The organism is Halomonas sp. PR-M31, from assembly GCF_001039575.1.
Lineage (GTDB): Bacteria > Pseudomonadota > Gammaproteobacteria > Pseudomonadales > Halomonadaceae > Modicisalibacter.
The window spans coordinates 17,426-37,375 of the sequence record NZ_JIBT01000011.1; the positions used below are offsets into that span (position 1 = coordinate 17,426).

Here is a 19,950-nt window from a genome sequence, read left to right on the forward strand (position 1 = left end):
TTTGGTCTCGACATGGAACTTTTTTGAACCGCCTTTTTGAATAAAGAGAATGTGCATAGAACAAAATAATGAGCTAATTATAGTTAATTGCTTGTTTTTAAAAGAACAGGAAAATATCAAGCTCGTTAAGTGTATTTAATTTCAAAAATATTGTCTGCAATGGGAGACAGTGATTCCTTTTTTAATCGAATATAATGATTTTGCCTAATCGCTGTTTAGTGGCTAATCTCAAACTCAGCGGTAAGCAGTGCCTACAGAGGGCTACGAACGCGGTAAGGCATGGGCTCAGGGAAGAGCCGTTTTCTGGCAGGGAGGCAGATTGGCAGGATGCCAGCCGATCAGCCAAGGAAACTGTTTGCATGCCCTTTCAATGACCCCTCTTTTGTCTCCGAGGCTCCAGTTCATCCATGAGCGGAGCCTCTTTTTTTAATCCTTCCATCAGTGCCCAAACATTCGATGTAGCAGAGGACGAAAGTCCGCCATGGCATGTGTTCGTGACTGCTCCTGTGGTATCAGGCCGGGAGTGAAGCCTGCCTCGATAAAAGGTGCGATTACGCTTTTGTCTCGGCTCAGGACGTGAATGGGAACTTCCCGACCTGCGTTGTCTCCTGTAATAAGCGGCGCCGGTTGATGATCGCCCAGGAGAACGAGAAGCGCATCGTTCTGAAGATAGTGTTCGGCATAACCAAAGGCTGCTGCCAGCGCGTAGTCGATCGCCTTAACATAATGCTCGCGCACCTTGTCCAGATCCTGCCAGAGTTCTTCCGGTGTCTGCGCGCGCTCTTTCAACCCCGCCCATTGCTCAAACACGCTGTCCTGCTCGAGGTTTTCCCAATCTGAGATGGGGAGAATGGGCGTCCAGGGGGCGTGACTGCTGATCAATGCGAGTTCCGCAAATAAAGGCGTTTCATAGGCCTGTCGCTGCGTTTCGAAAAAACGCCAGGTGAACTGATCCGGCATGGTGACCCAGTTCAACGAGGGTCCCTTGTAAGGAATGTTTCTGGCAGTGAAGACATGGTCGTAGCCCAACCGCTGCCCTTGGGGCCAAGGTTGGGTGAGTGCCGGCATGATGGCTAGATTACGATGTCCAGTCTTACGAAAATCATCAATCAGGGTGGATTGTCGTTGACTGAGCATCAATTCATAGTGGCGTTGCGTTGTGATGTTGAGTCCGCTGAGCAGCGTGGCATGAGCAAGCCAGGATTGACCGCCCTGCACCGGCGACGTCACTTTGGCGCTGGCCATATGTATATCCGCACCTTTGAGGCGCTGCTCGAAATCCACCAGGTGAGGCTTGATGGTCGGGGCGTAGCGTGGATCGAAAAGAGCGGTCACGCCGTAGGATTCGATGAAGCCGAGAATGACATCGCGATCTGCAAGGGCGGGCAGAGCGCGAGCTTCCATTGCGCGTTCGGCCGCCACGGAGCGTTTGAAATCCGCGTAGGCGCGATGGGTATCCTGCATTTGTCGCCAGTGCGTCGTGATCAGGTTCAGTGCCGGGGTCGAAAAATAGGGAGACAACGCAGGGCCAGAAAAATCAACGACCATCGCCCCCCTAGCAGCAGACCCAGCGCCAGGCGTCTTTGTTTTGACATTATCGGCAAGCGCAATCTGGCAAGAAAACGAACGAGGATCCAGAGACTCAAGAGCAAAATGGTCAGAAGGGACGCCACAATGATCAGGGTGAACAAAACCCCCAGATTTTGAGTGAGCTGATGAAAGGCAGAGTCCGCCAGGCTCAGGTCAAGCAAGGGATTGAAACGCCTGCCAAAGACAAATTGCGTGAGTACATCGACGCCGGCAAGCAATGCAAGCAAGGTCAAGCCTGACACGATGAGCCTGACAAGCCAGGGCTGCCAGCGCCTTGGCAGCAACAGCAGCATGACCGGAAGCCAGACGGCTTCCCAGGCTAGAAACACAGCGTCAAGACGCCCTTCGATGAGATAACGCAGCCCTAGTAGCAAAATGTTAAGGGCGAAAACAATCGCAATAATATGATACAAGGGGCGCTCCGTAGACAGGCCGACAACAGAACAGATGAGCAGACGACAGGTTACGCTACCACGTCTTGGCCTGCCGCTTGAGGCATCACCACAATGGAGCCAACGTCGCGGACAGGGAACGGGTCGCACTGTGAATAAGGGAGATGAGGAAATCACATGAATGTGTGGCAATGTCTGTCGATAACCGCCTTGGTATGTGGACTTGGAATGGCACAGTCCCATGCGCAGGAGGCCCCACCGCAGGTCACCACCCAGGCGATGAATGAGGACAATACGCGCTCCGCGGTTGTGGCTGCCGCTGATATCCGACTTGAGGCATCGCCCGACGTATCTCCGGAAGCGTTGTTCGACAAGGTGACCGAGCTCGCTCGAGAAAACGCCAAAAGCGACTATCAGCAACCCCAGTCACCGTTGCCCAGCTCTCTTGCCAATCTCGATTACGATACCTACCGAGACATCCGCTTCCGTAAGGATTCTGCCTATGGGGTAATGAAGGGTTATTCGAGGTACAGTTCTTTCATCTCGGTTTTCTCTACGACACCCCTGTCGATATCCATGTGCTTAAGGATGGTCGGGTCGAAGATGTGAATTTCGATATGGCCATGTTCGATTACGGGAAGAATGCGGCGCGGGTACGCGAGGAGCTTGCCGAACTCGATCAGCGCAAGCTTGGGTTTGCTGGTTTCCGGCTGCACTACCCGCTGAACACACCCCATCATAAGGATGAGTTCCTGGTATATCTGGGTGCCTCTTATTTTCGCGTTGCCGGACGTGGTCAAGGCTATGGAATTTCAGCCCGGGGACTGGCGGTGGATACCGCAACTCAAGGAGGTGAGGAGTTTCCTGCCTTTCGTTCCTTCTGGCTGGTCAAGCCCGAACCTGAAAGCCCAAGGGTTACGCTATTCGCGCTGTTAGATAGCCCGTCGGTAGCGGGTGCTTATCGCTTTGATATCGATGTTGCCAACAACATCGTCATCAACGTGGATTCCCGTCTTTTTGCTCGCAACGACGTTGCCAAGCTCGGCGTTGCGCCGCTGACCAGCATGTTCCTGCAGGGTGAAAACAGCTTCAATCGTCATGATGATTTTCGTCCGGAGGTGCACGATTCCGATGGCCTTTTGATGCGGACATCGGGAAATCAGTGGATCTGGCGACCACTTTCAAACCCGCAAACCCTCAACGTAACCCAGCTACGTGATACCTCGCCGCTTGGATTCGGTCTGATGCAGCGGGATCGCGACTTCGACAGTTATCTTGATATGTCGGCCAATTTTCAGCGTCGTCCGAGCCTGTGGATCGAGCCCCAGGAAGGTGACTGGAACGATGGAGGCCTTGAGCTAGTCGAAATCCCCGTCGATTCCAGTGTCAATGACAACATCGTTGCCTACTGGGTGCCGGATACGGAATTTCGCGCCGGTGACGAACGCCGCTATCAGTATCGTCTTTCCACCCATGGCAAGAATTTACCGGAACAAGAGCTTGGCCGCGTGATCCGCACGCGTCAGGGATGGGGCGCCAAAGCGAGAGACGCCGATTCACCGCCTCGCAGCCTGCGCCGTTTCATCGTCGACTTTCGGGGTGGCGATGAGCTGGCCAGTCTGAATGGCTCCCAACCAGTGGAAGCCGAGCTGACCTTGGCTCGCGGTAAGGTCAGCGATCTAGAGGTCAAGCAGCTACCGGACGGCAAGACCTGGCGTGCCAGTTTCAGGCTGGCGCCTCAGAACAAGGAGTCTGCCGACATGCAGCTCAAATTGAAGCTACGAGGTAGAACATTGACCGAAACCTGGAGCTACATATGGAATCCCAATGTCGTCCAATGATTCGCCCAGTCCTCGTCGCGATCGCGATAAAGGGTTAGTCGATATGGAGCAAAGCCTATCCACTCGCCAGGCCAAGGAAGGCACGCCGGCGCATCGACATCGTATCCCTTTTTTGGCATTACGCCGCTTTGTGTTCTTCGCCCTGGCGCTGCTGACGGCAGTACAGGGTAGCTACATGATGCTGGATATCCTGCGCGCCAATGGCTTGACGCTGCTCGAGCTGACGATCTGGATACTGTTCGTGGTCATGTTCATCTGGCTATCGATCTCTTTCTGGATGGGAATCGCAGGGTTTCTGGTAGTGGCGTTCAGACGCGATCCAATCACCCTTGGGCCCGCCCGCCCTCTTGATCAGACCCTCGATCCGACGCGGCGTATCGCGCTGATCATGCCGATCTACAACGAAGACGTGGAACGGGTCATGGCAGGGCTGGAAGCCACCTGCCATTCATTGATCGAGACGGGTCAAGCATCTGCTTTCGATGTCTATCTGCTTAGCGACAGCACCGACGATGCGGTGGCTGCCAGAGAGAAGCGCGCCGCCACGCTGTTGCGTAGCCGTCTGGCCCCGAATTTGACGCTTTACTATCGACGCCGGGACGACAATACCGGGCGCAAGGTAGGCAATCTGTCGGAGTTCTGCTGTCGTTGGGGGCATTTCTACGAAAGCATGCTCATCATTGACGCCGATAGCGTCATGGGCGGGCGAACCATGGTAGGGATGGCCGCCACCATGCAGGCAAACCCACGACTGGGGCTGTTGCAGACGGTGCCTTTGCCGGTGAGAGCCGACACCCTGTTCGGTCGGTTTCTGCAATTCGCCGCCACCTTGCACAGTCCGATGCTGGCTGCAGGGCAGAGTGTCTGGCAGGGGGATAGCGCCAACTACTGGGGGCACAACGCCATCCTGCGTATTTCGGCGTTTGTCGAAAGCTGCGGTTTGCCCGCATTGCCAGGCGAGCCTCCTTTGGGGGGTGAGATACTCAGTCACGATTTCGTCGAGGCAGCGCTTTTGCGGCGTGCTGGCTGGGAGGTTCGTCTACACGCCGGAGTGGAAGAGAGCTTCGAGGAACTGCCCAGCAATATCATCGATTATGCCAAACGCGATCGACGCTGGTGCCAAGGCAACATGCAGCATCTACGGTTGTTGTTCGCGCGAAAGTTGCACTGGATCAACCGGCTGCATTTCCTGTTTGGCGCCCTGGCGTTCATGGCATCCTTGATATGGATCGTCATGCTGCTCTTGAGCACCGCGGATGCGGTACTGCTTGCGGTCTCCAAGGTTCAGTTTTTTACCCAGAATTATCAGCTGTTTCCCCAATGGCCTGAATCCCGGGTGACGCTGATTGCCTCATTACTGGTCATCACGGTCATCATGCTGGTTTTACCCAAGCTGCTGGGATTGCTGGTCGCCTTGATGCAGCGTCGCAAGGAGTACGGCGGCGGTATCAAACTGACCATCAGCGCCTTGCTGGAGATCGTCTATTCGATTTTGCTTGCCCCATTGATGATGGCGTTCCACGCCTGGTTCGTGCTCAGTATCCTGCTGGGGCGCACCGTCTCCTGGAGCTCACAGTCCCGAGGTGGACGTTTGATTCCGTGGCGAGAGGCATGGCGACGCACCTGGTCGACTACGCTGCTGGGTATCCTCTGGGGGACGATCAGCTATTACTATTCGCCTTTATTCTTCTGGTGGTTGTCTCCGGTACTGCTTGGCATGGTGACCTCTATCCTGCTCATACGCTTTACCAGCAGCATTCGGGCAGGCGAGTGGTTGAAGCGCCATGGTCTGTTATATATACCCGCGGAGGTGCAGGAGCCTGGGGTATTGAAGCATCTGAGAAGAATCGAAGAAGAAGAGGAGGCAAGCGTTTCTCCCCTAGAAGATGCACAGCTGCTTCCTGCACGGGAACACCGTCAGCAGATGCCGATTCAGCCCCTGGGCGCGTATCTGGGGATAGGTGGAGCAAAGGCGCCTCAGTCCTAGAACAGGCTCACAAAGCATTAACGCGTCGGAAGCGGTGGAGTAGACTACCGAGTCTTGCTCAAAAGGATTTCAATTCATGGTTGCTACTTCCCCGTTGATTATCGAGCCTTCCCACGATCGTCCAGCCGAGGCGGTCGTCATCATACTGCATGGCCTGGGGGCCGATGGCCACGACTTCGCGCCGCTAGTGCCAGTGTTGCCGCTGCCATCGGACCTGGCGGTGCGCTTCGTGCTGCCTCACGCGCCTTCGCGTCCGGTGACGATCAATGGCGGTGTAAGCATGCCGGCCTGGTATGACATCCTAGACATGAATCTTGGTCGGCGTATCGATGAAACTCAACTCATCGTTTCGGCGAAGGAAGTTCAGGCATTGATCGACGATCAGCGTCGCGGCGGGATCGACAGTCAGCGTATCGTTCTGGCGGGCTTTTCCCAAGGGGGCGCGGTGGCCTATCACGCGGCACTGACCTATCCCGAGCCCCTGGCTGGACTGCTTGCACTCTCTACCTATTTTGCTACCGCGGACAGCCTGGAAATAAGCGAGGCCAATCGCCAGCTTGTGACCGAAGTGCACCACGGTACCTTCGATCCCGTAGTGCCTGAGTCACTTGGACGTCAAGGCTATGAAAAAGCCAAGGCCCTGGGCCTGCCAGCGCATTATCGTACTTACGACATGGCACATGCGCTGTGTCCTGCGCAGATCGCGGATATTGGCCCCTGGCTATCTCAGCGCCTGTCCTAGACCCTAGGCCACTCGCTGGCTTCGGGCTTCTTCGAGTAGCGCAAACCAGGTGGCACGGTCAATATTCAACTGGCCTTCCTTGGCCAGGGCACATAGGCGTTTGTTCTTTAGCGTCCCGATGACCGGTACGGGATTGCCGGGAATACGGCGTAGCCAAGCCAAGGCGAGACCGGCACGGCTGACGCCGAATTCCTGAGCCAGGCTTGTCAGCGCCGAGCCCAGAATATCCTCGAAAACCGAGCCACCTCCCAGGGGCGACCAGGCCATGGGCTTCTGGCCATCGTTCATCAGTGCATCGAACAAGCCATCGAACAGGGGCGCAGGGCGGGCCAGGGACAGCTGTAGCTGATGCACTTCAAGACGATGCTTCATGGCTCGTTGCAGGCGTCGCCACTGTTCGGGAAGAAAGTTGGACACCCCCGCAGCACCGATCTTGCCCGCATCGACAGCGTCGTCCAGGGCTCTGGCAGTGGCTTCGACGTCCATGAGGGGGTCCGGGCGATGCAGTAGAAAGTACGCCAGCCGCTCTACACCTAGTCGAGATAATGAAGCGTCGATGGCGGACGCAAGATAGTCGGCAGACGTATCGTAGTGCTTCACTCCGAAGCGGGAGGTATCCAGCGCCGGCAGTACAACATCCGCTTTGGTGACAACCTTGACCTTGGACTTGAGAGCCGGGCGCTGTTTGAGCGCTTGGCCAAAAAGGGTTTCACTGCCGCGTTTACCATGAATGTCCGCATGATCGAACCAGTTGAGCCCCTCGTCCAAGCGTGCCTCGAGCCAATCCGCCAGCCGCGCGGGATCTCTCAGCTCGTAGGACTCGTTCAGGCGCATCATGCCCAGCACGAATGGCACATCGAAGGTCAGCGAATCGTCGATCATGGGGTGTTCTCGCGACTGATGGTGGTGGCCAGCAAATGCTGGGCGTCGGGTACCAGCCAGACCGGATCGAGTCGGGTACAGGCCGCTTCGATACAAAGGAAATGATACCCCACGTCAACCGGGGTATCCGGCGGAAGCTCACGGTCCGGGTGCCATACGACCGTCGAGTCGCTGCCTTGTTTGGCAATACGCAGGCGACGTTCGCCATCGTCTAGCACCACTTCGTTATTGGACTGATAAATGCGGTCGATGGCGCCGCGGATACCGGGTTCGCCCTGCTGTACGCCTTCAGCGAAACCCTTGAGCTTGTCGAGATAGCGGGCGCCGGCCAGTCCTTCAAGATTGCAGCGATGAGCGTGTGACACCTGAAGGTAGGTGTGCAAGGCTCCGGTGAGCTTGACCGGGGTGGTGCCCCGATGCTCGGTAATCAGCTCGACGTGCAGGCGCTGTGCATTGGCCTGAATCACCGCCCGGGGGGCGAGCTGTTCGTGCAGACGGATCTCGGGGGAGAGATGCAGTTCGATGCCGTCCTCGTGCTCGTCCGTTGCATCCAGGCGCCACTGCGCCTTGCGGGCGGGGCCATGCATTACCCCTTGACCATCCGGCGACTCGTTGGCAAACCAGGGCCAGCACAGTGGAATACCGCCGCGAATTGCATCGGGCACTGGCTGAGGAGTTGGCGTCATCCAAAGCCAGCCCTGTGGCGCCACCGACGTGGCATCGACTTCGGGTAGTCGCTCGGTGTCGGAGGCGGGTAGTCGCTCAGCTTTGGGAGCGGGTAAAAAATGCAGCACCTGCGCCCCTTGCAGAGAGACGACAAGCTCCCCCCAAGGCTCGCGAGCCAGCCAGACCTGCCTGCCCTGCCAGGTGTCGAGACGTTGGTCCTGAGTGGCATCGAGTAGCTGACGCAGGGATGTCGGAATCATTCAACCTCCTTGTTATGCAGCGCCTCTGCGGCGCCAAGTAAACCTGTCCAAGGTGCGTTGACCACCCAGACAGGAATGCGCTCATTGTAAGCACTCATGCGTCCTTTGTCGGTGAACGCTTCGCGAAAGCGACTGCGTTGCAACCAGTCGATGAGTCGCGGCAAGATCCCACCGCACAGGTATATGCCGCCGTGAGCGCCAATCATCAGGGCCGCATCGCCGCAGACATCCCCCAAAATTTTCAGAAAACGCAGCAGTACTTCTTCGGCAAGGGCATCCCCAGCCCGGGCCGCACCGGTCACTTCTGCAGCGGAATTATAGCGTGGCGCCTGGGCCGCAAGGTCGGCATGAGCGCGGTACAGGTCAAGCAGCCCTTGGCCACATAGCAAACGCTCCACGGAAACGCGACCGTACTTCTCTTGAAAATAACCCAACAACTCGCGTTCCCGGTCATCCGTAGGGGCGAAGGTAACATGACCGCCTTCGGTGGGTAGCGGAATCCAGTTGTTCTGGCCTGGGAAAAGCCCTGCAACGCCGAGCCCGGTTCCGGGCCCTATGATCAGACGGGCGCGATGAGGCTCGCTTGTGCCAGTGTTTATGCTAATCAATTCATCCGCTAGAAGATGAGGCACGCCCAGAGCCTGAGCAGTGAAGTCGTTAATCACCTTGAACAGCGAAAGGCCTAGCGCGTCTTTCACTCGGCGTTTGGAAAAGCGCCAAGCGTTGTTGGTCATGCTCACTTCGTCGTCGTGTACCGGACAAGCGAAGGCAAGGCATGCTTCTTGTGGCGCAAGTGCCCCGGCAGCGCCAACCCGTTTCAGATAGTCACGAATGGCATCTTCCAGTCGGAGATAGTCGGCGCAACGAAGAATTAGAATATGTTCAAGCTCGAAGGAGCCCTGCTTGACCAAAGCAAAGCGTGCATTGGTACCGCCAATGTCTCCGATCAGTGCCGTTTCAAGCATGTTCGAACGCCTATCTGAGCTCATGTCTGGCTTCATGCCCGATCGGTGCCTCTTGCCAGGTCCTGATCCTCAAAGCCGCCAAAGACCGAAGCGCCGTCTTCCGCGCCATTGACCAGTTGACGAAAGCCCGCGAACAGCTCGCGTCCCATGCCATAACGATAGTGTTCCAGATCCATGACGGTAGCGTCCCTGGCCTGCCATTCCGCCTCGTCTACCACTGCGCTCAGCTCGCCCCTGTCCGCATTCAGGCGCGCAACGTCGCCTTCACGCAACTTGGCCAAGGGTCCGCCGTCGATGGCCTCCGGGGTCATATGGATGGCAGCGGGCACCTTGCCGGACGCCCCGGACATGCGGCCATCCGTCACCAGCGCCACCTGATAGCCGCGATCCTGCAGGACACCCAGATAGGGGGTGAGCTTGTGCAACTCCGGCATGCCGTTGGCTCGTGGGCCCTGGAAGCGCACTACCACAATGACATCACGGTCGAGCTCGCCCGCATCGAAGGCCGCCTTGACTTCGTTTTGATCGCTGAATAGGCGTACCGGTGCTTCCACCACACGGTGCTCGGGTTTGACCGCGGACACCTTGATGACACCACGACCCAGGTTGCCGTTGAGCACGGTCAGACCGCCGGTCGGGGAAAATGGCTCGGAAACCGGGCGTAGAATGTCCAGATCCAGGCTTTGAGTCGGGCCTTGGCGCCATACCAGTCGGCCATCCTCGAGAAAGGGCTCCTGAGTATAGTCAGATAGATCGCCGCCGAATACGCAGGAAATGTCCCCATGAATCAACCCGGCATCGAGCAGCTCGCGAATCAAAAAGCTCATGCCGCCGGCCGCCTGGAAGTGATTCACATCTGCCTGCCCGTTAGGGTAGATGCGGGTCAGGCTCGGCGTTACGGCGGAAAGCTCGGTAAAATCGTCCCAGGTGAGGGTAAGACCTACCGCCCCCGCCATGGCAACCAGATGCAGCGTGTGATTGGTGGAGCCGCCGGAGGCGAGCAGCCCGACGACGGCATTGACGATGGCTTTTTCGTCGATCTGCTGCCAGAACGGCCGATAGCGACCGCCGGGTTCGCTATTGCGAATCGCCTGTTCCGCAGCGTAGCGGGTCAGCGCTTCGCGCAGAGGAGTATTAGGGTTGATAAAGGAGGCGCCGGGTAGATGCAGCCCCATCATTTCCATCATCAATTGATTGGAATTGGCGGTGCCGTAAAACGTGCAGGTGCCCGGGCTGTGATAGGACTCGGATTCGGCTTCGAGCAGTTCGTCACGACCGACCTTGCCCTCGGTATATAGCTGCCGTATGCGGGCCTTCTCGCTGTTGGGAAGTCCGCTGGGCATTGGCCCCCCAGGAACGAAGATCGTGGGCAAATGACCAAAGCGTGCAGCACCTATGAACAGACCCGGCACGATCTTGTCACAAATACCCAGGAGCAATGCCGCATCGAACATATTGTGAGATAGCGCCACGGCGGTAGCATGGCGATGGTGTCGCGAGAAAAGAGCGACAGTTCCATGCCCGGTTGACCTTGGGTCACGCCGTCACACATGGCCGGTACGCCCCCGGCGAACTGCGCAGTGGAGCCCATTTGGCGCGCTGCTTCCTTGATCATTTCAGGAAAGGGAGCCAATGGCTGATGAGCGGAAAGCATGTCGTTATATGACGAAACTATGCCCAGGTTGGCGCTATTGGTCAGCTTCAACCGATCCTTGTCTTCGCTGCCGCAGGCGGCGAAGCCGTGGGCAAGGTTGCCGCAGGAAAGTTCACCACGGTGTACACCTTGACGATGCTGATCCTGCATATGGCGTTCATAGCTTGCACGTCGCTCTTGGGAGCGTTCGCGAATGCGGCGAGTGACCTGAGCGACGGTGGGATGGATGTTCATGGAAGCCTCTATCGGTAATTGAGTCGCAATGTGCGTAAACTTAACAAAAAATGAGTTGAACGTCCCTGGGTTGTGAACCAAATTATAGGTAAATCCTAGGAGTGTTTTCTTGAAATCGCTCCTTGGTCACGGACCGGGACAGCATCATCCGACCTCACTATCGCTTCATGTTAGCTTGCTGCAGGAGACCCATCATGACGTTACGCATAGCAATCAATGGATTCGGGCGCATTGGCCGCAACGTCGTGCGCGCGCTTTACGAAAATTTCTATCGCGATCAGGTTCAAGTCGTCGCCATCAACGACCTGAGCGATCCGGAAACGAACGCACGTCTTCTCAAGTATGACAGCGTTCACGGCCTGTTCGGTTATACGATCGAGCACGACGAGAATTCTCTCAGTGTCGCCGGCGACCGTATCAATATCTATGCCGAACGTGATCCCTCCAAGCTGCCTTGGGCGGATCTGGAAATCGATCTGGTCATGGAATGCAGCGGACTTTTCAAGAAGCGCGAGGAAGCCGCAAAACATCTGGATGCCGGTGCGCAATCCGTGCTGATCTCGGCACCAAGCCCGGATGCAGATGCCATGATCGTTTATGGCGTCAATGAGCATGTGCTCACCGCTGAGCATCGGGTGGTCTCCAATGCCTCTTGTACCACCAATTGTCTGGCACCAGTTGCCAAGGCGCTACATGAAGGCGTCGGCATCGAAAGCGGTTTGATGACCACGATACATGCCTACACCAACGATCAGAATCTATCCGATGCCTATCATAAGGATCCGTTCAGGGCGCGTAGTGCCACCCAGTCAATGATTCCCACCAAGACCGGCGCGGCGGCAGCGGTAGGGCGCGTATTGCCGGACCTTGAGGGCAAGTTTGACGGCCTGGCGGTGCGGGTGCCGGTAATTAATGTGTCCCTAGTGGATCTGGTGTTCACCGCCAGCCGGGAAACTACCAAGGAAGAGGTCAACGCAATAGTGGAGGCCGCTGCCGAGCAGTCGCCGATACTTGCGGTCAATGCGCAGCCTCTGGTCTCCATCGACTTCAATCACGATGCCCATTCTTCCATCTTTGATACCAATCACACCCGGGTGAGCGGTCGGCTGGTCAAGGTCATGGCCTGGTATGACAATGAATGGGGATTTTCCAATCGTATGCTGGACACGGCGCTGGCCATGCAGGTAGCCAGGTGAGTCGGCTGACCTGCTAAAAGCATTTCGGAATGCTTTAGGGTAGAGGATACCTTCGGGTATCCTTTTTCTATTGGCACGCCCTATGGATTACGGCTTTGAGATTCACTATCATTCGAAGCCATCTCGACGGTCGACCAAGTGTCGAGGTTGATCGCTGTTCCAGCTCTATCCTTGTGTGCGATGCTCTGTCACTATGTTATTGCTAATCATAGTTAGCCGCATTTCTGGTTATCGATGATGTCGTATTTGATAGTGATGCCAACATTTCGCACCATCTAAATAATACGCTGGCGTCTTAATAGTTCATCATTATTAGCAGATTACGCTATCAGCGTGGGTATCGTCGACAATATCATTGGCCACATGCGTGAACGTGACGTCTGTGAATAAACGTTCAGGGATCATATAAGCATGTCTTCTTCTTTGCTGAAGCTCCCGACGGCAGCGCTCGACAAGTTGTTGCAAGTTGTCCCGGCGGTGATTTATGCCACGAACGTCGATTGGTGGCAGGGACGGCTGCACTATGCCTGTCAAGGTATCGAGCCCCTATGCGGGCTTGGCCGTGATGTGCTTGAAGCCGAGCCGGAGCGCTGGCTGGCGCTGCTGACCGAGGAGTCGCGTCACCGCGCCCAGGCGAGACTGAAGCATGCCATCGATACAGACTGCGAGCGCGTATCCCTCAACTACACCTTGCAAACGTCTCAGGGTGAGTGGCGTCATCTTCAAGACGACATCATCCTGCATCGCAATGAGTCCGATAAGGTCACGGAGCTGGTCGGCTCATTGGTCGATGTCACCAAGCGTCAGACCCTGCTTGGGCGCTTCGAGGAGTTGAGCGACCAGCTTCCTGGCGCCTTGTACCAATGTCGTTTGAGCACGAATGGGCGTTTGACCTTTCCCCTGGTGAGCTCCGGGGCAAAGCGGCTGTTCGGTATGTCTCCAGCGGCACTCGTCGAAAGTGCGGAAGAAGCCATCGGCCGCGTGCATCCGGACGATACCGAGACGTTATGGCGCAACATTCAGCGTAGTGCGCTGCGCTTGAGTGTCTGGCGCTGCGAGTTTCGCTATCGTCATCCCCATGGCTATCAGCTCTGGGTGTCCGGCCATGCAACGCCGCAGCGGGAAGCGGACGGCAGCGTGCTATGGCATGGCTTTTGTGAAGACGTCACCCTTCATAAACAGGCTCAGCTGGCCCTCATCGAAAGCGAGCGACGCTATCGGTTCATCATCGAGCAGGTAAGCGACTTGATCATGCTGTTCGACTCCGATGGCGTCTGTCGTTTCGCATCTCCATCGATAGAAACCATGCTGGGCTACACTGCAGAGGATCTTTACGGTCGGGCGCTGATCGAGCTGCTGCCCCCGGATGATGCGCCGCGGATACAGCGACGGCTGCACGAAGCGTCGTGTCAGGGTAAGGGCCAGCAGCTTGAGCTGCGGGTGCGTCACTGTCAGGGCCATTATGTATGGCTGGAAATCAGCTGCTCACCCTATGTCAGCCCGCTGACCAATCGCTACGAGTGGATTCTGGGGGTGGTGCGTGATGTAACTACCCGCAAGCTGCGGGAAATGAAGCTGCACGAGATGTCCACTACCGACAGTTTGACCGGGGCGCTCAATCGTCGAGCGTTCATGGACTGTATCGAAACGGAGATCAACGCCGCCGATGCCATGCCCTCGCGTCTGTCCTTGGTGATCTTCGATATCGACAACTTCAAGGCAATCAACGATACCCATGGTCACGCTGCCGGGGATCTGGTGTTGGCAAGCCTTGGCGATATCTGCCGCAGGACACTGCGCTCCCATGATGTTTTCGGACGCATCGGCGGGGAGGAGTTCGCGTTGGTGCTAAGCGGCCATGCCCTTCATGAAGCCGCCAAACTGGCAGAGCGGCTACGCCAGGAGTTCGAGGAAACCCGAGTCGAATTCTATGGTCAGTGGCTGAATTTTACCGTCAGCTTCGGCATTGCCGAGCGGCACGATATGGAAACACTCGAAGCCTTGATGCACCGGGCGGATATGGGACTCTACGCGGCCAAGCGCGGAGGGCGTAACCGCGTTCATCAGGCCCTCTGCGATGAATAGAGAAAAGGTGTGGCAAGACTGAATGACCGCGGAGACATCAACTCGTCCATGAGCCCCATGGCAAGCCATGCTATGGTAAAAACAAAGATAAACAAGGAGGCTCTGGCATGCGGATACTTTTTATACTGTTCTGGCTGCTAGGGGGCACAATGACGAGTGTCGCCATGGCACAGACTCAAACATCGCCCGTGGATATGGAACTCAAGACAAACATCAAGACGGGGCCCGAGGTCAAAGGAGAGTCTTTCACCTATTCGACAGGCGGCGAGACCTACGAAGGTTATCTGGCACGCAACGCCAATGACGATGAGCCTCGCCCCGCAGTGATCCTGGTGCACGAATGGTGGGGGTTGAACGACTATACCCGGGCCCGGGCCGATCAGCTTGCCGCCTTGGGCTTCGTGGCGCTGGCCGTGGACATGTATGGAGACGGTCAGATAGCCACTCACCCGGATGAAGCCGGCATGTTTTCGAGCCAGGTCATGAAGGATTGGCCATCGGCTCGGGCGCGACTCGAAGCGGCCATGGCCAGTCTGCGCGAAAGCCCCTGGGTGGATAAGGACAAAGGCATGGCGGCTATGGGCTATTGTTTCGGCGGTGGGGTGGTCATGAACATGGCCCTTTCCGGCATGCCCATCAAAGCGGCGATCAGCTTTCATGGTAGTCCTACCCAAGCGGCCTCTAATCCTCAGGCTTTCGAAGGTGTTGTAAAGATTTACAACGGCGCCCAGGATCCGCTGGTCAAGCGAGAAGATTTAACGGCGATGGCTCAGGCACTCGGTGCCCAGGGCGCACAGGTCGAGATCATCAATTATCCCGGGGCCACTCATGGTTTCACCAACCCCGGGGCGGATAAGGCGGCAGAACAGTTCGACCTACCACTCGCCTATGATGCCGCCGCAGACGCGGCTTCCTGGCAGGCCGCCTTACTGACCCTGGACAAGGTCTTGAACGGCAACTGATAGGCGCTACGTCAGGAGAAAAGATGCGCTTCGAGGTACACAGTATTGCCTCCATGGAGGCTGTACCTGCAATGCAATGGAATGCGTTGATCGATGCCGACCAGCCTTTTTTGCGCCATGAATTTCTGCATGCGCTAGAGGCCTCTGGGGCGGTGACATCCGCTACCGGTTGGACACCGGCGCATTTACTGGTCTGGCAAGATGACGTTTTGGTAGCGGCGATGCCGCGCTACTACAAGCGCCATTCCCGAGGCGAGTATGTGTTCGACTGGTCCTGGGCGGACGCTTGGGAACGAGCCGGCGGCGATTACTATCCAAAGGCATTGACGGCGATCCCGTACACACCGGCGCCGGGCACGCGAACGGCCATCAGTACGCGGGTCGAAAACCCCGATGCCGTGTTTGCGGCTCTGGCGGAACATTGCTGCGACGAGAGTCTTTCAAGCTGGCATCTACTGTTCGCCGAGGACAAAGAGGTCGATGCCTGGAAAACCGCAGTGCCTGAGCTGATCGAACGCCGGGGAGTACAGTTCCAGTGGCAGGATTCAGGGTTTGGCAATTTCGATGGATTTCTTGCCAGCATGAGCTCCAAACGGCGCAAGGAAATTCGGCGTGAACGTAGGCGTGTCGGGGAGCAGGGAATTACGCTTTCTCGCCTGACCGGCGACGAGATCGACCCGGCGGCACTTGCACATTTCTACCGCTGCTATCAGATGACCTATATAGAGCGCGGTCAGCGGCCTTATCTCCCCTTTGATTTCTTCCAGCGCTTGCGACGGACCTTACCCGAGACATTGGTGTTGATTCAGGCGCGAGTGGAAGGGCAGCCAATTGCGTCAGCGCTTTGCCTGCAAGGTGACAAGACCTTGTATGGCCGTTACTGGGGCAGCGAAGTGGAAGCGGACTGCCTGCATTTTGAAACCTGTTACTACCAGGGCATCGAGCACTGCCTGACGAACGGACTAACTCGATTCGACCCGGGTACCCAAGGCGAGCACAAGTTAACGCGAGGCTTTGCTCCGAGGCAGCTGCGTTCCTTGCACTATATTGCCAATCCGGACTTTCGTCGTGCCGTTGCGCATTTCTGCGCGCAGGAACGCACTCATATCGAGTCGTACTACCGTCACGCCCAAAAGCGATTACCGTTCCGACACGAAGTGACCATTTCTCAACGAGAATCGTCATGAGCTTTTCGCTCGAAGCGGCGGTGCTACTGGGGGTTGCGATCGTCGCTGTACCGCTGTTTCAGCGGCTGGGGCTGGGCTCCATTCTGGGCTATTTGAGTGCTGGGCTGTTGCTGGGCCCTTCGGTGACGGGGTTCATTGCCGAGCCCGAGTCCGTGCTGCGCTTTGCCGAATTCGGCGTGGTCATGCTGTTGTTCATCATCGGTCTTTCCCTCGAGCCTTCTCGGCTATGGACCATGCGCAAGCGTCTTTTCGGTCTGGGTAGCCTGCAGCTGCTGCCTGCGGCGCGTTACTGACCCCCATCGGGCTGATGCTGGATCTGACCCTGGAGGTGTCGATTCTACTGGGCTTGACCCTTGCGCTATCCTCCACGGCCTTTGCCCTACAGGTGCTCAACGCACGCCAACAGCTGACGTCCCCTCACGGCCAAACGGCCTTTTCGATCTTGCTTTTTCAGGACCTGGCGGTCATTCCCCTATTGGCAGCCTTGCCACTGGTCGCCGGCGGCACGAGTCTTTCCTTCGGAGAATCCCTGCTTCTGGTACTGCGTGCCGCAGCGACCGTAGGCGCCGCCATCGTGTTTGGCAGGCTGATATTCCCTCGGGTACTGGCATTGGTAGCGCGCAGTGAGGTGAGTGAAACCTTTACCGCGGCAGCCTTGTTTCTGGTATTGGGAATGGCTCTGGTAATGGAGTGGGCGGGGCTCTCCATGGCCCTTGGTGCGTTTCTGGGCGGCGTGCTGCTGGCAGATACCGTTTATCGCCATGAATTGGAAGCCAACATCGAACCCTTCAAGGGTCTGTTGCTTGGCCTGTTCTTCATTGCCGTGGGCATGTCGGTGAATATGGCCCTGGTTTTCGACAATATAGGATGGGTGCTCGCCATCACGCTGCTGACCCTGGCAGGAAAGCTTGTCGTCGTCGCTATCGTCGGCTTGATCGCGCGACTGCCTCATCCGGAAATCCCCCGTCTGGCAACGGTTATCGCCCAAGGCGGCGAATTCGATTTCGTGTTGTTGACGGCTGGCGTCAGCATCGGAATATTCGAGCAGCGCATCGCCAGTCTGTGTATCGCGGCGGTCACTCTTTCCATGGCGCTGACGCCGTTTCTTTATCAAATCGGCGAAAGACTGGGAGATCGTCTCAAGCAAAAACAGCCCTACGATGGCAATTTTGGCGACGATTCGCCCACGGTCTTGATTGCAGGACTAGGCCGCTTTGGGCAGATGGTGGCCCGGGTGCTCAAGTCCCAGAACCTGAACTTCACGGCCCTCGATCCGAATATTACCCAGGTGGAGTTCATCCGCCGCTTCGGTTCACGCATTTACTATGCAGACGCCACTCGTCTGGATCTGTTGCGTTCAGCAGGGGCCGAGCAGGCCAAGGTCCTGGTGATTGCCGTGGATGATGAAGAAGCCGCCCTGCGCATTGCGCGTCAGGCTCGGGATCATTTCCCACATCTTCAGGTGTTTGCCCGGGCGCGTAATCGTCATCACGCCTGGCAGCTGATGGAGCTGGGTGCCAAGGCCGTGGTACGCGAAACCTTTGCTGCCAGCATGGAGATGAGCAGTGAGGTGCTCAAGAGCATGGGCTATCCTAGCTCCAATGCCCTGGATGCGGTGCGCACCTTTCGCGAGTTCGACAATCAACTGTTCAAGGATTCCTACAAGCATCGCCATGATATATCGGCACTTGTCGCCGACGACAAGGCAGCCATGGCGGAATTGCAGTCCCTGTTTCAGAAGGGGCAAGTCAAGCAATCAAAGGTGTCGAAACGCCACAAGAAAGAAACGGAGCAGCAAGAGAATCTCTCGGAGTAAGGACGTCGAAGGAGAAGGAATATGGCTCCCAGCCACTGGCGCGAACGTCTCGGCGCATTGGATGTCGTTGCTAGGGGTGAATTGATGCCCCTGTCCGGTGGCGATAGCGCCCGGGTCTGGCAGTTGGAGTCCGTCCGGGGGCGAGTGGTCGTCAAGCAGGATGATCCCGCTCGCCTGGTTGAAGAGTCCAATGGTTTGCGCGCATTGCATGCCGCCGGAACATCGCTGATCGTTCCCGAAGTGCTGGGTCTCGATAATGACATACTGGTCATGGAAGCCCTTGATACGGTATCGAGTGGTCAACGGCTCGAGCAGCAGCTTGGAACAGGCCTACGGGAACTCCACGAGGTAAGTGGCACGACTCATGGGTGGGAGCGCAACAACGCCTGTGGCCCGACGCCTCAGGACAATACGCCCTGTGCCGACGGGCGTATTTTTCAACGTGAACGGCGCCTGTTGCCGCTAGGCCAGGCCTGCGCCGATAAAGGCTTGCTTAAAAAGAATACCCTCGAGAGATTGACTCGCATCGCCGAGGGTCTCGAAAGCTGGTTGCCGAATGCACGGCCTAGCCTGGTACACGGGGATCTGTGGTCCGGTAATGTGCTTTACACCCGCAAAGGCCCAGCCATCATCGATCCAGCGGTCTATCGTCACTATCCCGAGGTGGATCTCGCCATGCTGACCCTGTTCGGATCGCCGTCTGCTGTCTTCTTTGAAGCCTATTGGGACGGGAAACGTCCTGACGACTGGCCCCGGCGGCAAGGGTTGTTTCAACTTTATCCGCTGCTCAATCATCTACTGCTCTTCGGCGCCGGCTATCATGGCGCCGTGGAACGCAGGATCGACGAACTTGATTGAATATTCGACTATCTTGAAGATGGCTGGCTCATGAGCTCAAAGAGTGTATCTATCAACGCGCCGCCTTCTTCACTCAGCGAAAATTGATCGGGTTCTCGCAGCCAGTCATGGAAAAGACCGCCCAACGTCGATTGCAGCAGATGGGTTGCCGTTTCCGGAGATAAGGATGGATTCAGAAGATGTTGGTCGTGAGCCTTGCAAAACTGCGCGTATAGCTCGTCGTGACATTCCTGAGCCATGCGATTTTGCATCTCCAGCGGATTGATGTCGCTGAAGAATTCGCAGCGATGCAGCAGAATCGAATGCACGCGACTTATCTGGGGCTGCTCGAGACGCGCCAGCCCACGATGACAGGCCAAGCGCAGCGTTTCCAGAGGTGAATCGAGTAAAGCGGGCTCATTGACCTCCTCGATCAGCGCTTCGAAAGGCATGCGCACACGCTCGAGCAAGGCATGAAAAATCGCCGCCTTGTTCTTGAAATGCCAATAGACGGCACCTCGGGTCATCCCGGCCTGACACGCAATCTGATTCAAGGAAGTGCGCGCTACGCCGTTGTCGAAAAAGGTTTTCTCGGCGGCATCAAGCAAGGCTTCACGAGTGGCACTGGCTTCGGCTTTGGTACGTCTAGCCATG

The 19,950-nt window shown here is 56.9% G+C and carries 15 protein-coding genes and 2 pseudogenes; 10 read left to right on the forward strand and 7 right to left on the reverse strand.

The window, feature by feature from the left end; genetic code table 11:
• Positions 1-438: 438 nt before the first annotated feature.
• Positions 439-1,464 carry a sulfatase-like hydrolase/transferase gene (locus tag CH74_RS04000; RefSeq protein WP_053070618.1) on the reverse strand — a complete coding sequence of 342 codons (1,026 nt, stop codon included), beginning with the start codon at positions 1,462-1,464 and terminating at the stop codon, positions 439-441.
• 26 nt (positions 1,465-1,490) lie between these two features.
• Complete coding sequence (locus CH74_RS04005) at positions 1,491-2,003, reverse strand: hypothetical protein (RefSeq protein ID WP_048306182.1); 513 nt, start codon at positions 2,001-2,003, stop codon at positions 1,491-1,493.
• 258 nt (positions 2,004-2,261) lie between these two features.
• Here CH74_RS04005 and CH74_RS04010 point away from each other — a divergent pair.
• From CH74_RS04010 to CH74_RS04020, 3 genes and pseudogenes are all read left to right on the forward strand, one after another.
• Positions 2,262-3,823, forward strand: a pseudogene (locus CH74_RS04010) (glucan biosynthesis protein).
• Entirely contained in the window at positions 3,810-5,810 is a 2,001-nt protein-coding gene (gene mdoH / locus CH74_RS04015; RefSeq protein WP_053070619.1) for a glucans biosynthesis glucosyltransferase MdoH, read from the forward strand. The pseudogene CH74_RS04010 and the gene mdoH overlap by 14 nt, the downstream one beginning before the upstream one ends.
• 76 nt (positions 5,811-5,886) lie before the next feature.
• Positions 5,887-6,552, forward strand: coding sequence for an alpha/beta hydrolase (locus tag CH74_RS04020; protein WP_048306183.1), 666 nt, complete (start codon positions 5,887-5,889; stop codon positions 6,550-6,552).
• 3 nt (positions 6,553-6,555) lie between these two features.
• Here CH74_RS04020 and CH74_RS04025 read toward each other — a convergent pair whose 3' ends face one another.
• The 4 genes and pseudogenes from CH74_RS04025 to edd form a co-directional block, all read right to left on the reverse strand.
• Positions 6,556-7,434 (reverse strand): aldo/keto reductase family oxidoreductase, encoded by an 879-nt coding sequence (locus CH74_RS04025; RefSeq protein ID WP_048306184.1) that lies wholly within the window; start codon positions 7,432-7,434, stop codon positions 6,556-6,558.
• Entirely contained in the window at positions 7,431-8,360 is a 930-nt protein-coding gene (locus tag CH74_RS04030) for an aldose epimerase (RefSeq protein WP_048306185.1), read from the reverse strand. The genes CH74_RS04025 and CH74_RS04030 overlap by 4 nt, the downstream gene beginning before the upstream one ends.
• Positions 8,357-9,325, reverse strand: coding sequence for a glucokinase (glk, locus tag CH74_RS04035; protein ID WP_048306186.1), 969 nt, complete (start codon positions 9,323-9,325; stop codon positions 8,357-8,359). Before glk ends, CH74_RS04030 begins: the two co-directional genes overlap by 4 nt.
• A 32-nt stretch (positions 9,326-9,357) precedes the next feature.
• Positions 9,358-11,213, reverse strand: a pseudogene (gene edd / locus CH74_RS04040) (phosphogluconate dehydratase).
• Positions 11,214-11,407: 194 nt separating this feature from the next.
• Here edd and gap point away from each other — a divergent pair.
• From gap to CH74_RS04070, 7 genes are all read left to right on the forward strand, one after another.
• On the forward strand, positions 11,408-12,409 hold the full coding sequence (gene gap / locus CH74_RS04045; RefSeq protein WP_048306187.1) for a type I glyceraldehyde-3-phosphate dehydrogenase: 1,002 nt from the start codon (positions 11,408-11,410) through the stop codon (positions 12,407-12,409).
• Positions 12,410-12,820: 411 nt separating this feature from the next.
• Positions 12,821-14,494: a diguanylate cyclase gene (locus CH74_RS04050; RefSeq protein ID WP_048306188.1), complete on the forward strand. Its 1,674-nt coding sequence runs from the start codon at positions 12,821-12,823 to the stop codon at positions 14,492-14,494.
• A 107-nt stretch (positions 14,495-14,601) separates the two neighbouring features.
• Complete coding sequence (locus CH74_RS04055) at positions 14,602-15,456, forward strand: dienelactone hydrolase family protein (protein WP_053070620.1); 855 nt, start codon at positions 14,602-14,604, stop codon at positions 15,454-15,456.
• Between the two features lie 23 nt (positions 15,457-15,479).
• Positions 15,480-16,643: a GNAT family N-acetyltransferase gene (locus tag CH74_RS04060; RefSeq protein WP_048306189.1), complete on the forward strand. Its 1,164-nt coding sequence runs from the start codon at positions 15,480-15,482 to the stop codon at positions 16,641-16,643.
• Complete coding sequence (locus CH74_RS19320; RefSeq protein ID WP_253272934.1) at positions 16,640-16,936, forward strand: cation:proton antiporter; 297 nt, start codon at positions 16,640-16,642, stop codon at positions 16,934-16,936. Before CH74_RS04060 ends, CH74_RS19320 begins: the two co-directional genes overlap by 4 nt.
• Before the next feature lie 14 nt (positions 16,937-16,950).
• The gene (locus CH74_RS04065) at positions 16,951-18,459 is read left to right on the forward strand and encodes a cation:proton antiporter (RefSeq protein WP_253272935.1); all 1,509 of its coding nucleotides are present in this window, start codon (positions 16,951-16,953) and stop codon (positions 18,457-18,459) included.
• 21 nt (positions 18,460-18,480) lie between these two features.
• Positions 18,481-19,317, forward strand: a complete 837-nt coding sequence (locus CH74_RS04070) for a fructosamine kinase family protein (RefSeq protein ID WP_048306190.1) — start codon at positions 18,481-18,483, stop codon at positions 19,315-19,317.
• An 8-nt stretch (positions 19,318-19,325) separates the two neighbouring features.
• On the opposite strand, the gene CH74_RS04075 is transcribed toward CH74_RS04070, so the two are convergent.
• Complete coding sequence (locus CH74_RS04075; protein ID WP_048306191.1) at positions 19,326-19,949, reverse strand: TetR family transcriptional regulator; 624 nt, start codon at positions 19,947-19,949, stop codon at positions 19,326-19,328.
• Between the last annotated feature and the right edge of the window lies 1 nt (position 19,950).